This window comes from Microlunatus endophyticus, from assembly GCF_014646195.1.
GTDB lineage: Bacteria > Actinomycetota > Actinomycetes > Propionibacteriales > Propionibacteriaceae > Microlunatus > Microlunatus endophyticus.
The window spans coordinates 45,606-58,169 of record NZ_BMMZ01000011.1; the positions used below are offsets into that span (position 1 = coordinate 45,606).

12 protein-coding genes are annotated in these 12,564 nt (G+C 68.5%); 9 read left to right on the forward strand and 3 right to left on the reverse strand.

Features of this window, described 5'->3' with window-relative positions:
• Positions 1-26 precede the first annotated feature (26 nt).
• The 3 genes from IEY07_RS18655 to IEY07_RS18665 are packed head-to-tail and all read left to right on the forward strand — an operon-like array spanning position 27 to position 3,100.
• Complete coding sequence (locus tag IEY07_RS18655; protein WP_188896919.1) at positions 27-800, forward strand: lysophospholipid acyltransferase family protein; 774 nt, start codon at positions 27-29, stop codon at positions 798-800.
• The gene (locus IEY07_RS18660; protein WP_373288888.1) at positions 800-1,687 is read left to right on the forward strand and encodes a lysophospholipid acyltransferase family protein; all 888 of its coding nucleotides are present in this window, start codon (positions 800-802) and stop codon (positions 1,685-1,687) included. The genes IEY07_RS18655 and IEY07_RS18660 overlap by 1 nt, the downstream gene beginning before the upstream one ends.
• 9 nt (positions 1,688-1,696) lie before the next feature.
• Positions 1,697-3,100, forward strand: coding sequence for a class II 3-deoxy-7-phosphoheptulonate synthase (locus IEY07_RS18665; RefSeq protein ID WP_188896920.1), 1,404 nt, complete (start codon positions 1,697-1,699; stop codon positions 3,098-3,100).
• 51 nt (positions 3,101-3,151) lie between these two features.
• Here IEY07_RS18665 and IEY07_RS18670 read toward each other — a convergent pair whose 3' ends face one another.
• A complete protein-coding gene (locus tag IEY07_RS18670) occupies positions 3,152-3,895 on the reverse strand; it encodes an SDR family NAD(P)-dependent oxidoreductase (RefSeq protein WP_188896921.1) in 744 nt (247 codons plus the stop codon).
• Positions 3,896-3,987: 92 nt separating this feature from the next.
• On the opposite strand from IEY07_RS18670, the gene IEY07_RS18675 reads away from it, so the two are divergent.
• The 4 genes from IEY07_RS18675 (at position 3,988) to IEY07_RS18690 (ending at position 7,555) form a co-directional block, all read left to right on the forward strand.
• Entirely contained in the window at positions 3,988-4,623 is a 636-nt protein-coding gene (locus IEY07_RS18675) for a TetR/AcrR family transcriptional regulator (protein ID WP_188896922.1), read from the forward strand.
• A gap of 112 nt (positions 4,624-4,735) precedes the next feature.
• Entirely contained in the window at positions 4,736-5,764 is a 1,029-nt protein-coding gene (locus tag IEY07_RS18680; RefSeq protein ID WP_229670320.1) for a threonine aldolase family protein, read from the forward strand.
• Between the two features lie 69 nt (positions 5,765-5,833).
• Complete coding sequence (locus IEY07_RS18685; protein ID WP_188896924.1) at positions 5,834-6,505, forward strand: MBL fold metallo-hydrolase; 672 nt, start codon at positions 5,834-5,836, stop codon at positions 6,503-6,505.
• A gap of 36 nt (positions 6,506-6,541) precedes the next feature.
• Positions 6,542-7,555, forward strand: a complete 1,014-nt coding sequence (locus tag IEY07_RS18690; protein WP_188896925.1) for an aldo/keto reductase — start codon at positions 6,542-6,544, stop codon at positions 7,553-7,555.
• Between the two features lie 29 nt (positions 7,556-7,584).
• On the opposite strand, the gene pknB is transcribed toward IEY07_RS18690, so the two are convergent.
• Positions 7,585-9,744 (reverse strand): Stk1 family PASTA domain-containing Ser/Thr kinase, encoded by a 2,160-nt coding sequence (gene pknB / locus IEY07_RS18695; protein WP_229670321.1) that lies wholly within the window; start codon positions 9,742-9,744, stop codon positions 7,585-7,587.
• Positions 9,745-10,047: 303 nt separating this feature from the next.
• Between pknB and IEY07_RS18700 the strand changes: the two genes are divergently transcribed.
• Together IEY07_RS18700 and IEY07_RS18705 are read left to right on the forward strand one after the other, a co-directional pair.
• Positions 10,048-10,641, forward strand: coding sequence for a flavin reductase family protein (locus IEY07_RS18700; RefSeq protein ID WP_188896927.1), 594 nt, complete (start codon positions 10,048-10,050; stop codon positions 10,639-10,641).
• A 78-nt stretch (positions 10,642-10,719) separates the two neighbouring features.
• Positions 10,720-11,418 (forward strand): thiamine phosphate synthase, encoded by a 699-nt coding sequence (locus IEY07_RS18705; protein WP_188896928.1) that lies wholly within the window; start codon positions 10,720-10,722, stop codon positions 11,416-11,418.
• On the opposite strand, the gene IEY07_RS18710 is transcribed toward IEY07_RS18705, so the two are convergent.
• Positions 11,419-12,534, reverse strand: coding sequence for an ankyrin repeat domain-containing protein (locus IEY07_RS18710; RefSeq protein WP_188896929.1), 1,116 nt, complete (start codon positions 12,532-12,534; stop codon positions 11,419-11,421).
• Between the last annotated feature and the right edge of the window lie 30 nt (positions 12,535-12,564).

Here is a 12,564-nt window from a genome sequence, read left to right on the forward strand (position 1 = left end):
CCGATCACCTGGCCCCAGGAGGGGACTTGCTCTACTGGTTGTTGAAGACCCTGGTCGCCCAGCCGTTGTTCTCGGCGTGGTGGCGGCCCTGGGTCCAGGGCGAGGACAACCTCCCCGGCACCGGGGCGGCGATCATGGTCTCCAACCATCTGTCGGAGGGCGAGACCGTGCTGCTGCCGGCGATCCTGAAACGCCGGCTGGTGTTCACCCCGAAGATCGAGCTGTTCACCATGAGCGGCTTCAAGGGCTGGATCTTCCGCTGGTTCCTGAACGCGATCAAGATGCTCCCGTTGGACCGGTCCGGCGGCAAGGCCAGCGCCGACGACATGGCTGCCTTCGCAAAGGTGCTCGGCGACGGCAGCGTGGTGATCATGTTTCCCGAAGGCGGCCGGTCACCCGATGGGCGGCTCTACAAGGGTCGGACCGGTGCGGCCCGGTTGGCGCTGCAGACCGGCGCTCCGATCGTTCCGGTCGCGGTCTTCGACACCCACTTCTCCAGGGGCCGGCTGGGGATCCCGCGACTGGTCCGGCCGGGGATCCGGATCGGCAAGCCGTTGGACTTCTCCCGCTATCGCGGCGCCGGCAACGACCGCGACACCCTGCGCTGGATCACCGACGAGGTGATGAACGCGATCATGGAGCTGTCGGGCCAGACGTACGTCGACAGCTATGTCTCGGCGGTCAAGGCGGAGCTGCGGCGTGGGGTGCCGATCGATCAGGTCACCGCGCCGGTGCTGCCGCGACCCGGCTACGGCCGGCCGGCGCCGTCGGTCCCCGGCACGGAGGCCGAGGCGGCCTGATGGCCTTTCGTGACCGGCTGCCCCGGAGGGTACGCGACCTGCCGCAGGTCAGTGAGGTGCGCGACGTCGTTCGCGACCGGGTCGATTCGATCAGCGTTCCGGACAAGCTGCGCGGGCCCGAGGACGAGGAGTCCACGCCCGGGGCGATGCTCTACTGGATGCTCCGCAATATCGTCGTCGGCCCGCCGGTCGACCGGGTCTTCCGGCCGATGGCCGAGGGCGTGGCGCACGTGCCGGAGCACGGGCCGGCGATCCTGGCCTGTAACCACCTGTCCTACGCCGACTGGTTGTTCCTGCCACTGGTGCTGGACCGCCGGGTCACGTTCGTGGCGAAGTCGGACTACTTCACCGGTTCCGGGATCCGTGGCTGGGCCCAGCGGAAGTTCTTCCGCGGCACCGGCCAGGTGCCCGTCGACCGCAGCGGCGGCCGGGCCAGTGAATCCGCGCTGGCCGCAGGTCTCAAGGTGCTCGAGCGGGGCGAACTGTTCGGCATCTTCCCCGAGGGCACCCGCAGCCACGACGGCCGGCTCTACAAGGGCCGGACCGGCGTCGCACGGCTGGCCCTGGAGGCCGCCCAGAAGCTCGACGGTGGCGTCCCGGTGATCCCGTGCGCGGTGATCGGGACCGATCGGATCGCACCACCCGGACGGGTGCTCGCCCGGGTGGCCAGCCCGACGGTCAGATTCGGCAAACCACTGGACTTCACCCGTTACCGCGGACTGTCGAGCGACCGGTTCATCCTGCGCTCAGTGACCGACGAGATCATGTACGCGATCATGGAGCTGTCCGGGCAGACCTATGTCGACAGCTACGCGACCTCCGCACGCGAGGACGCCCCGGCAGATCAGGGTCGTACGGATGCGGCCCAGCAGCCGGACCGCGATTAGGCTTGGCCCGTGCCCGAGCTGCCGAGTCTGCCCACCCTGAAGGATCTGCACGCGCTGAACCCGCTCCAGCAGCCCACCTATGCCGACCCTGGCGAGGCGACCGATGTCGTACGCCAGCTCCGCCGGCTGCCGCCGCTGGTCTTCGCCGGCGAGTGCGACGAGCTACGGACGAAGCTGGCCGGGGTAGCGGCGGGCAAGGCGTTCCTGTTGCAGGGTGGCGATTGCGCCGAGACGTTCGCCGGCGTGACCGCGGCCAACATCCAGAACAAGCTGCGCACTCTGCTGTCGATGTCCTTGGTGCTGACCTACGCTGCGCAGGTGCCGGTGGTCAAGGTCGGCCGGATGGCCGGCCAGTACACCAAGCCCCGCAGCAGCGATTCCGAAACCCGCGACGGCGTGACGCTGCCGGCCTACCGGGGTGATGCGGTCAACGGCTTCGACTTCACCGAGGAGGCCCGCAAGCACGACCCGCAGCGGCTGCTCGGCGTCTACAACGCCTCGTCGGCCACGCTCAATCTGGTCCGCGCCTTCGTCAAGGGCGGGTTCGCCGACATGCGGACCATGCATTCGTGGAATTCCGATTTCGTCCGCAACAGCCCGGCCGGGGTCCGCTACGAGCAGCTGACCGCCGAGATCGAGCGGGCGCTGGCCTTCATCGAGGCTTGTGGCATCGTCAGCGAGCAGACCCGGACCGTTGACTTCTACTCCAGCCACGAGGGGCTGAGCCTGGAGTACGAGCACGCAATGACCCGGATCGACTCCCGCACCCACCGGCCGTACAACACCTCCGGGCACTTCGTCTGGATCGGCGAGCGGACCCGGCAGCTGGACGGTGCTCACGTGGAGTTGATGCGGCACGTCCGTAACCCGATCGGCGTCAAGCTCGGTCCGACCACCTCGGCCGATACCGCACTGGAGCTCGCGGACCGGATCGATCCCGACGGCGAGCCCGGCCGGATCACCTTCATCACCCGGATGGGCGCGGGCAAGATCCGCGACCTGCTGCCGGACGTCGTGGAGAAAGTGACCGCGAGCGGTCGCCAGGTGGCCTGGGTCTGCGATCCGATGCACGGCAACACCTTCGAGAGTGCCAACGGCTACAAGACCCGGGCGTTCTCCGACGTCATCGACGAGGTCAACGGCTTCTTCGACGTGCACGACGAGCTCGGCACCTGGCCGGGCGGCGTGCACATCGAGCTGACCGGTGACGACGTCACCGAATGTGTCGGTGGCGCCCAGGAGCTGGTCGAGGCCGACCTGTCCAGCCGGTACGAGACGCTGTGCGACCCGCGGCTGAACCGTAACCAGTCGTTGGAGCTGGCCTTCCAGGTCGCCGAGCGGCTGGTGCAGTCCCGCAACAGCCGGGGAGCGGACGCCGCTGTGGCGACCACCGCCCCGGCGTTGTGGGCCTGAGGGTCCCGCTGACGGGCCACGCCGGCTGACGCTCCTGGCCGGCATCGAGTCTCAGGCGGCGACCCGGCCACCGTCCACGTGGATCACCGTGCCGTGGGTGAAGCTCGCGGCATCGGAGGCCAGGTAGCTGATCGCGGAGGCGATCTCCTCCGGAGTACCGGGCCGACCGGCCGGCGCCATGGCCGCCAACTGGTCGAGTGCATCGCCCATCACCGCGGTGCCCTCGGTCCGCGTCGGCCCCGGGCTGACGGCGTTGACGCGTACGCCCGCCGGCCCGAACTCGGCCGCCCAGGACTTGGTCAGCAACCGCAGTGCCGCCTTGCTCGCGCCGTAGAGCGCCATGTTGGCCGCACCGAATTCGGCCACCATCGTGGTGACGTTGATGATCGAGCCCGAGCCCTGTGCGGCCATCAACGGTGCGAGTTCGGCGACCAGGAAGAACGGCGCCTTGACGTTGACGGCGAACACCGAATCGAAGTCGGCCTCGGTAGCTGCCTCGGTCGGACCGAACGGGAAGATGCCGGCGTTGTTGACCAGGATGTCGACGGTCCCGTCAGCCAGGGCAGTGGCCTGCCTGGCCAGCTGCCGGGCCGATGCCTCGTCGCCCAGGTCGGCGGAGATGAACTCGGCCCTGCCGCCGGATTCGTGGATCGCGGCGACGGTCTGTTCGCCGCGTCCGGCGTCGCGTCCGGAGATGACCACCTGGAGGCCCTGGGCGGCCAGGGCAACGGCAGTCGCACGACCGATGCCGCTGTTCCCGCCGGTGATCAGAGCGGTCTTGTGCTGGATGCTCATGGAGATTCTGGTCCTTTCACGGAATGGCATGACCAGGCCAGAATCATCGAACAAAAATGGAATAGCAATGCCAAAACACGTAGAGTGGGCGCATGACCAGATCACGGACCTCGGACCCGGCCGGACTGACGCCGAAGGGTCAGCGCACCCGGGCGCACATCGTGGCCGTGGCGGCGGATCTGATGTTCGAGAACAGTGTGGCCCAGACGACGATCGAGGACGTCCGGATCGCAGCCGGGGTCAGCAACAGCCAGATCTACCACTACTTCTCCGACAAGTCGGAGCTGATCCGGGCCGTCATCGACCACCAGACCGATGCCGTGCTCGAACCGCAGCAACCGATCTTCTCCCGGTTGGACACCTGGGAGGGACTGCGGGACTGGCGGGACTACGCGGTCAATCACCAGAAGGAGCTCAACTGCCGCGGCGGCTGTCCGATCGCCTCATTGAGCGGGCAGCTGGCCGAGACCGACGATGCCGCCCGGCTGCAGCTCGCCCTCAGCTTCCGGCGCTGGTCGGCCGGATTGCGCTCGGGTCTGCTGGCGATGGCCGAGCGCGGCGTTCTGGCGGCCGACGCCGACCCCGAGCAGTTGGCCGTGGTGTTGCTCACCTCGCTGCAGGGCGGCCTGTTGCTGACCCAGCTGGAGCGCGACGTCACGCCGCTGGAGACCGCGCTGGACGCGGCTCTGGAGCATGTCCGCCGCCGGATGACCACTGTCCCTGCCTAAGGGCCGTCCGGGCCCGGGCACTATCCTGTTGGCGTGATCGAGGTCGGCGCGGACCATGATCAACATGCCCTCGTCCTCACCGTCGGATTCCCGGCGATCGATCGGAGTGCCCGTGCCTGCTATTGATCTTCGCAGTGACACCCTGACCCGGCCGACGCCGGGCATGCTGGAGGCGATGACGACGGCGCCGGTCGGCGACGACGTCTACGACGAGGACCCGACGGTCCATGAGTTGGAGTCCCGGGCCGCGGAGCTCTTCGGCCACGAGGCAGCGCTGTTCTGCGCGACCGGGTCGCTGTCCAACCAGCTGGGCGTGCGGATGCTGGTCGAGCCGGGGACCGAGGTGCTCTGCGACGTCCAGGCCCACATCGTCCGAGCCGAGATGGGCGCGCACGCGGCGGTCGGACAGGTGACGACCCGGACCTTCTCATCCCCGAGCGGGCTGGCCGATGCCGACCGGATCGCGGAGCTGATCTCGGTCGGCGGCGGGCCGTACCACGTCAGCACTGCCGCGGTCGCGATCGAGAACACCCTCAACTACGCCGGCGGCAAGATCCAGCCCTATCAGAATCTCGTCGAGATCTCCGAGCTGTGCCAGCAGTACGGGATCAAGCGCCATCTCGACGGCGCCCGGTTGTGGAACGCCCACATCGCCACCGGAGTGCCGCTGGAGTCCTACGGTGCTTTGTACGACACCATCAGCGTCTGCTTCTCCAAGGGTCTCGGGGCGCCGATCGGATCGGTGCTGGTGTCCTCGGCTGACAACATCGCCCGGGCCCGGATCGTCCGCAAGCGGATGGGCGCCGGATGGCGGCAGGCCGGTGTGCTGGCGGCTGCCGCGCTGTACGCGTTGGACAACCAGCTCGCCCGGCTCGCCGATGATCATGTCGCGGCCAGGGCATTCGCCGATGAGCTGGCAGCACTGGCTCCGGCGGCGATCACGCCCGACGACGTGCAGACCAACATCGTGGTCTTCGACACCGGGGACCACGATGCCGGTGCCGTCGCAGAATCAGCCGCTGAACAGGGGATCCGCGTCTCCCAGCTCGGGCCGCGGACGCTGCGGGCCGTGGCGCACCTGGACGTCGACGAGGGGGACTGCCGGACGGCGGGCAAGGTCCTCGGGTCGCTGCTCGCCTGACGTCCCCGATCTTGAGCCTGTCGAAGGGCCCCTGACCAGTGCGTACCGGGCGCTGGTTAGTCTGCCGTTGTGAACATCACGCATCTGGGACACGCTGCCGTGCTGGTCGAGACCGGCGACGCACGGATCCTGATCGATCCGGGCAACATGGAGGCCGGTTGGCAGGATCTTGTTGATCTTGACGCCATCCTGGTGACCCATCAGCACGCTGATCATCTCGACCCGGAGCAGGTGCCGGCGTTGATCAAGGCCAATCCGGGGGCGGCGCTCGTCGTCGAGCCGTCGATCCTGGACCTGGCCGGTACGGAGGTCGCCGGCGTCGGCCGGGTCCCGGAGCTGCCGGGTGCCCGGGTGCTGGCGCCGGACGACAAGATCGCCATCGGATCGGTGACGATCACCGCCGCCGGGGGACAGCATGCGATCATCCACCGGGACATCCCGAGGGTGGGAAACGTCGGCTTCCTGCTCAGTGCCGAGGGCGAACCGACGCTGTTTCACCCGGGTGACTCCTACGAGTACGCACCGCAGGGTGTTGACATCCTCGCCTACCCGTCCTTCGGGCCGTGGGGTGCGCTGAAGGAGGGCATCGACTTCGCCCGCGCGGTCGGCGCCGGCCGGGGATTCCCGATCCACGACGCGCTGCTCAGCGAGACCGGCAGGGCGATGATGGTCGGGCGGATCTCGGCCATGACGCCGACCCAGCTGACCGATCTCCGCGGTGCCGGCGCGACCAGCTACTGATCTCGTACTGATCACCTACTGATCGGAGAAACACTCGTGCAGCAACGCATTCTCGGGCGTACCGGCCGGCCGGTGTCGGTGGTCGGACTCGGCACCTGGCAATTGGGCACCGACTGGGGTGACGTCAGCGAGAGCGACGGCCTGGCCCTGCTGGAAGCCTCCGTCGAGGCAGGCGTGACGTTCTTCGACACCGCCGATGTGTACGGCGACGGGCGTAGCGAGACGATCATCGGCAAGTTCCTGGGATCCAACCCCGGTGGCGAGTTGCTGGTGGCGACCAAGATCGGCCGGCGGGTCGACCAGGTGCCCGAGAATTACACACTGCAGAATTTCCGCAGCTGGCTGGACCGGTCGCGTACGAACCTGGGGGTCGACGTCATCGACCTGGTGCAGCTGCACTGCCCGCCGGCGCCGGTCTACTCCGACGACCGGGTCTTCGACGCGCTTGATCGACTGGTCGACGAGCAGGTGATCAAGAACTACGGCGTCAGCGTCGAGACCGCGGCCGAGGCCCTGGCCGCGATCGCCCGGCCTCATGTGGCCAGTGTCCAGATCATCCTCAACCTCTTCCGTCAGAAGCCGCTGGACGCGGTTCTGCCCGCAGCCGAGGCTGCCGGGGTCGGCATCATCGCCCGGGTGCCGCTGGCCAGTGGGTTGCTGTCCGGCCGCTACACGACCTCGACCACTTTCGCCCCGACCGATCATCGCAGTTACAACCGGCACGGGGAGGCGTTCGACGTCGGTGAGACCTTCTCCGGCGTGGACTATGCGGTGGGCGTTGCCGCGGCCCAGGAATTCACCGAGGAGGTCGCGGAGTTCGCCGCCGAGCCCCCGTTCGACGAGTTGGAGCTCACGCCTGCCAAGGCGGCACTGGCCTGGATCATCCAGCAGCCCGGCGTGACCACGGTGATCCCCGGCGCCCGGGATGTGTCCCAGGCACGAGCCAATGCGTCGGTCGCCGATGTGCCCGAGCTCGGCCCGCTCTTCGAGCGCGGTGTCCGCCAGCTCTACGACCTGTACTTCCGCGAGGCCGTGCACTCGCGTTGGTGATCCCGATAGTCGATCGCCCGGACCTTCGGCTAGACCAGGTTGAGCGTGATCGTCGATCCCTTGGGTGCTGACGTTCCCGCCTTCGGATCAGTCGAGGCGACGTAGCCCAGTCCGAGCCAGAGGATGCTGGAGTGCGACGTGGCGACCTTGAATCCCTTCTGCTGAAGGACTTGTTTGGCAGCCTGGACGCCCATCGACTTGACGTTGGGGACCTCGACCATCTCCGGGCCGAGGGACTTGATCAACTTGATGTGATCATGCCGGAAACCGGTTCCATCCTTGGGTGACTGGCTGATCACCGATCCGGCCGGCACCGAGTCCGAGTACTGGGAGCTGACGGCGACACTGAAACCGGCCTTCTTCAGGGCGGCGGCCGCTGAGTCGGCGTCCTTGCCGGTGTAGTCGGTGATCGCGATCGGCTGCCGGCCAGCCGACACCACGAAATTGATCTTGGTATCGCGCTTGAGTTCGGTGCCCGGATCGTCGGAGGCACTGAGCACTTTGCCCTTGTCGACCGACTCGCTGTATTTCTTGCCGATCGATCCGACGTCGAAATGGCCCTTGCCGAGCGCGGCCTTGGCGTCGTCCTCGGACAGGCCGACGATCTTGGGCATCGGATAGCGCTCGGGGCCCCTGGACACGATCAGCTGGATCTTCGCCCCGCGCAGGATCTGGCCGCCTGGCCGCGGTTTTGTCTGGATCACCTCGCCCTTGGGAACCGTCTCGGAATAGCTCTGGCTACTGGAGACGGTGAAGCCGGACTCCTTGGCGATCGACGACGCCTTGGTCTGCGGCAGCGAGGTGAGTCCGGGAGTGGTGGTGAAGCGGCCCTTGGTGTAATACCAGACGCCGACCCCCGCGAGGGCGGCGAGGACCAGGACGATGATCAGCGCGACCCAGCCGCGGGCCCGGTGCCGGGACGGGTGCCGTGGCCGGTTCGGCGGCACCGGCCTGACCTGCGCGGGGAGTTGGCCGGGCAGTTGCGAGGTCCGGGACGGTGCCGACGGCCGGCTGAGGAAGCGGATGTCGGTCGGCGTGTGCTCGGGCTCGTCGACGGTCGGCGGCTCGTCGTCGACATACTCGTCGTCGACATAGGTGACCCTCGAGGGGCGACCGGTCCCCGAGGACGCTGCCGAATCCGCGGCATCCCCGGTGACCGGGTCCCCGGAGTCCTCGCTGATCGCCGCCTCGATGTCGGCGGCGATCGCCGTCGTCGGCGCCCAGCCGTCCTCCAACTCGGCTGCATCGGCCGGCCGGCCCGCGGCCTCGGCATGCAGCCGCAGGGTCCGCAGCGGGACGGTCAGGTCCTCGGTCAGCTCAGGATCGGCCGGGATCCCGGCTTGGAGCGCGGATTTCACCCGCCGGACCTGGGTCAGCATCACTCGGGCGTCATGCGGCCGGGCGTCGGCGTTGCGGGCGGTGGCGCGGGCGATCAGTCCGTCCAGGTAGTCCGGGATCGGACCGGCGGTGGGCAGGCTCGAGGGTGCCGGTACGTCGTTGTGGACGTGGGCGTAGGCAACCTGGATCGGCGTCTCGCCGGTGTGCGGCTTGCGGCCGGTCAACAGCTCGAAGAGCACCACGCCGGCGCTGTAGACGTCGGAGCGGGCATCCGCCTTGCCGGTCAGCACCAGCTCAGGGGGCAGATAGGAGACCGTCCCGATCAGCAGGCCCGCCGTCGCCGTCGAGGTCTGGCCTGTGACCGCGCGGGCCAGGCCGAAGTCGCCCACCTTGAGCTGGCCACGGTCGGAGATCAGGACGTTCTCGGGCTTGACGTCACGGTGCACCAGACCGGCGTCGTGGGCAGCCGCGAGCGCGCTGAGCACCGGCTCGATGAGGGCCAGGGCGCGGAGCGGATTGAGCGGTGCCTCGCGGGCGATCACGCTGCGCAGCGTGCGTCCTTCGACCAGCTCCATCACGATGTACGGCCGGCCGAGGTCGTTGCCCTGGTCGAAGACCGAGACGACGTTGGGGTGGGAGAGCCGGGCGGCAGCACGCGCCTCGCGGTCGAACTTGCGGGTGAAGTCTTCGTCGTCACCCAGTCCGACGTGCATCACCTTGCAGGCGACGATCCGGTCCAGCCGGGTGTCGTTGGCCCGATAGACGGTGGCCATGCCGCCGCGGGCGACCCGCTCGATGATCTGGTAGCGGCGGTCGAGAACACGGCCGACCAGGGGGTCGCTCGTGCTCATCGTCATCGTCACGCCTGCTCCAGGTGCGTGTGGGGAAGGGGCGGGTCTTCGCGGGACCCAGGCCTGAGTGTATGGCGGCAATTCAACGATTCCCGGCTCAACGCGCCGCCCAGGACGTTTCCAGGCGCAGTCGAAGTCCGAACTCAGACTTGCTCTGAGGAGTGCCCACTCCTGGCTATCACCCCTCAACAGACACCGCAGGAGGTGCACCAACTACCATCACTGCGTTGGTCGCGAAGGGCAGCACGGCGGTGACGCCGATATCGCGAACCGGCTCCGGCACTTACCAGGGGGACAGGCACGATGGCAGCCCAACCGCACGGCGGGGACTCCCCGGCCGACGCGGATCAGGCCCGGAGCCCGGATCCGGCGACGGAGAACCAGGTGACGGCGGACGCGTTCAAGCAGATCTTCCGCCGGCACCCCGCTGGTGTTTCGGTGATCACCCTGAACAACGCCGACGGCGAGCCCGTCGGATTCACCGCGACTTCGGTGATCTCCGTCTCGGCAGCGCCGCCATCGGTCGCATTCTCCCTGGCGGCGACCTCCCGCTCATGGCCGGCAATCGCTCGCTGCGAATCACTGGTGATCAACTTTCTGACTGTTGATCAGGCTGACATATCGCTGCGGTTCGCGGCGACCGACATCGACCGGTTCGCTGCCGGCGGCTGGAGCCGGCTGGAGACGGGCGAGCCGGTGCTGGACGATTCGCACGCTTGGCTGCGGGCCAGGGTCGCCCGGCGGATCCCCGTTGGCTCGAGCTTCCTCATCATCCTGGACGTGCTGCAGACCGAGGTGCGGTCTGACGATCTTCCGCTGATCTACCACGACCGCGGCCATCACACCTTGCACGGCACCCGTGAGCACCGTCCCGGCAGCCCCGGCACCACGCGGTGATCGACCGGCGGCTCGGCCGGAGCTGAAGCGCTGATCCTGCCCGTTCACGGGCGGACTACCTGTCAGTAAGGTGTGCGGGTGAACGTCCTCATCGGTGTCGGGGCCCAGGTGAAACTCGCCCGGCTACTGCTGAGGACCGACGCGCGCACTCGGAGCGGTGACCTCCGCCAATTCCTGGAGGCGGCGGTGACCGGCGGGGTCGACATCGTGCAGATCCACGAGCCCGGCCTGGAGCACGAGGCCGAACTGGCGGCGCTGCGGACAGCCTGGGACGTTGCCGCCCGGCACCGGCACCTGGTGATGGTCAGCGACTCGGCCGCTCTCGCGGCCGATTTCGGGGCCGATACGGTCTGGCTGTCGCAGGCACCCGACACCGCCGGGCTCGCGGACTTCCGCGCCGGACTGGGGCGCTTCACCCGGCTTGGCAGTACGGCCCGGGACGCCGAGGATCTGCACCGCCTGCTCGGGGATCCCAGCATCGACTTCCTGCTGGTCGCCGCTGGATCAGATCTCGACCTGGTCACCACCGCCGCCGAGGTCGCGCCGGTCGACGCGCTCGATTCCAAGCCCTGGTACGCCGCGGGCGAATTCGACGCCGACCGCTTGGAGCAGGCCATCGCCGCCGGCGCCCGGCGGATCGCCGTCGGCGAGACGCTGACCCTTGCCGAGGATCCGCACCGGATGGCGCTGCGGCTTTCCCAGCGACTCCGGGAGGTCTGGGCCACCGACCCCGAGCTGACCCGGCTTACCTTCGCCGCGCTTGCCGACCAGAGCTGATCAGCCCCCGAGCATCCCGACGATATCGTCGTGGCCGGCGGCGGCAGCCAGTTCGGCCGCCGACCGATCGCCGTAGATCGGGTGGTAGCCGCGGGTATCGGGATCGACCCCGTGGTCCAGCAGCAACCGGACCCGGTCGGTGAAACCGTGGTCGGCCGCCCAGCTCAGCTGCTCGCCGAGCATCTCCTCATTGGTCGGATACCCCGGCCCGAGCCGGTCCCGCCAGACGCTCGGCCGGTCGGTGCCCAGGCCGTAGCGGAAGAGCAACTCCAGATGATCGCTGTTCGGGGAGAACCAGCGGTTGTAGAGGGCCTGGTTGTCGTTGGGATCCGCACCGGCCTCCAACAGCAGCCGGGCGATCTCGATCGCTGCCGGATGCGGCGGCTGGCCCTGCTCGCCGCCACCGAGCACGCAGGTCAGCGCGGTGAAGGCTGACGTCATGCCGTGCCACAGGTATCCGGCATCCGGGTCGGCGCCGGCGGCCAGCAGCACCCGGGTGGTCGCGACAGCCGACGGGCCGTTGCTGATGCGGCCGGAGGTGAGATAGAGCAGCGGCGGCCAGTCGTACGGCCCGCCGGTCCGGTTCGCTGCTGCAGGATCGTCGGCCAGCGCCGTACGCAGCCGGCCGGCCGCTCCGGTCACGGCCATCGTGAAGACGTCGGCCGTGGCCAGCTCCGGATGTCGTGCCAGCAGGTCGTGTGCCGTCGCGAACGAGCGATCCCGGTCCCGGGTGTAGTTGAGCACGCCCAGCCGCAGTAGATGATCAGCCAGACCGGCCGGGTCATCGGACTCGGGCTCGTCCCCGGCCGGTTCCGGCGCCCGGGTGTACTCCATGATCAACTCGATCCGGCGCTTGAGGCGGGGCCAACTCGGCGACCCGTAGCTGCGGGCCAGCAGCCATTGAGCAGTTGCCAGCGACGGCTTGCCGAGCTCAAGATCACGGCCAGGTGGTGCGTACGTCCTGGCCAGCGCCAGAGATTTCTGATCACCGGAACCGAGTCCACGCTGGAGTCTCCGGGCCTCGGCCCGCATCCGTTCCAGGGTGGGGAATTCCGGCAGGTTGCGCGGACGTGCGGGCATTGATGCGGACAGTGGCGAAGGCAGTGGTGCGGTCATGACGGCTCCTCGGCTCCGATCCCGTGTCCG

Excerpts from the sequence above, each read along its gene's own strand:
- IEY07_RS18670 (WP_188896921.1), bottom strand. The coding sequence starts at position 3,895 with ATGAGCATCCAGCACAAGACCGCTCTGATCACCGGCGGGAACAGCGGC.
- pknB (WP_229670321.1), bottom strand. The coding sequence starts at position 9,744 with ATGAGCACGAGCGACCCCCTGGTCGGCCGTGTTCTCGACCGCCGCTAC.
- IEY07_RS18675 (WP_188896922.1), top strand. The coding sequence starts at position 3,988 with ATGACCAGATCACGGACCTCGGACCCGGCCGGACTGACGCCGAAGGGT.
- IEY07_RS18710 (WP_188896929.1), bottom strand. The coding sequence starts at position 12,534 with ATGACCGCACCACTGCCTTCGCCACTGTCCGCATCAATGCCCGCACGT.
- IEY07_RS18660 (WP_373288888.1), top strand. The coding sequence starts at position 800 with ATGGCCTTTCGTGACCGGCTGCCCCGGAGGGTACGCGACCTGCCGCAG.
- IEY07_RS18700 (WP_188896927.1), top strand. The coding sequence starts at position 10,048 with ATGGCAGCCCAACCGCACGGCGGGGACTCCCCGGCCGACGCGGATCAG.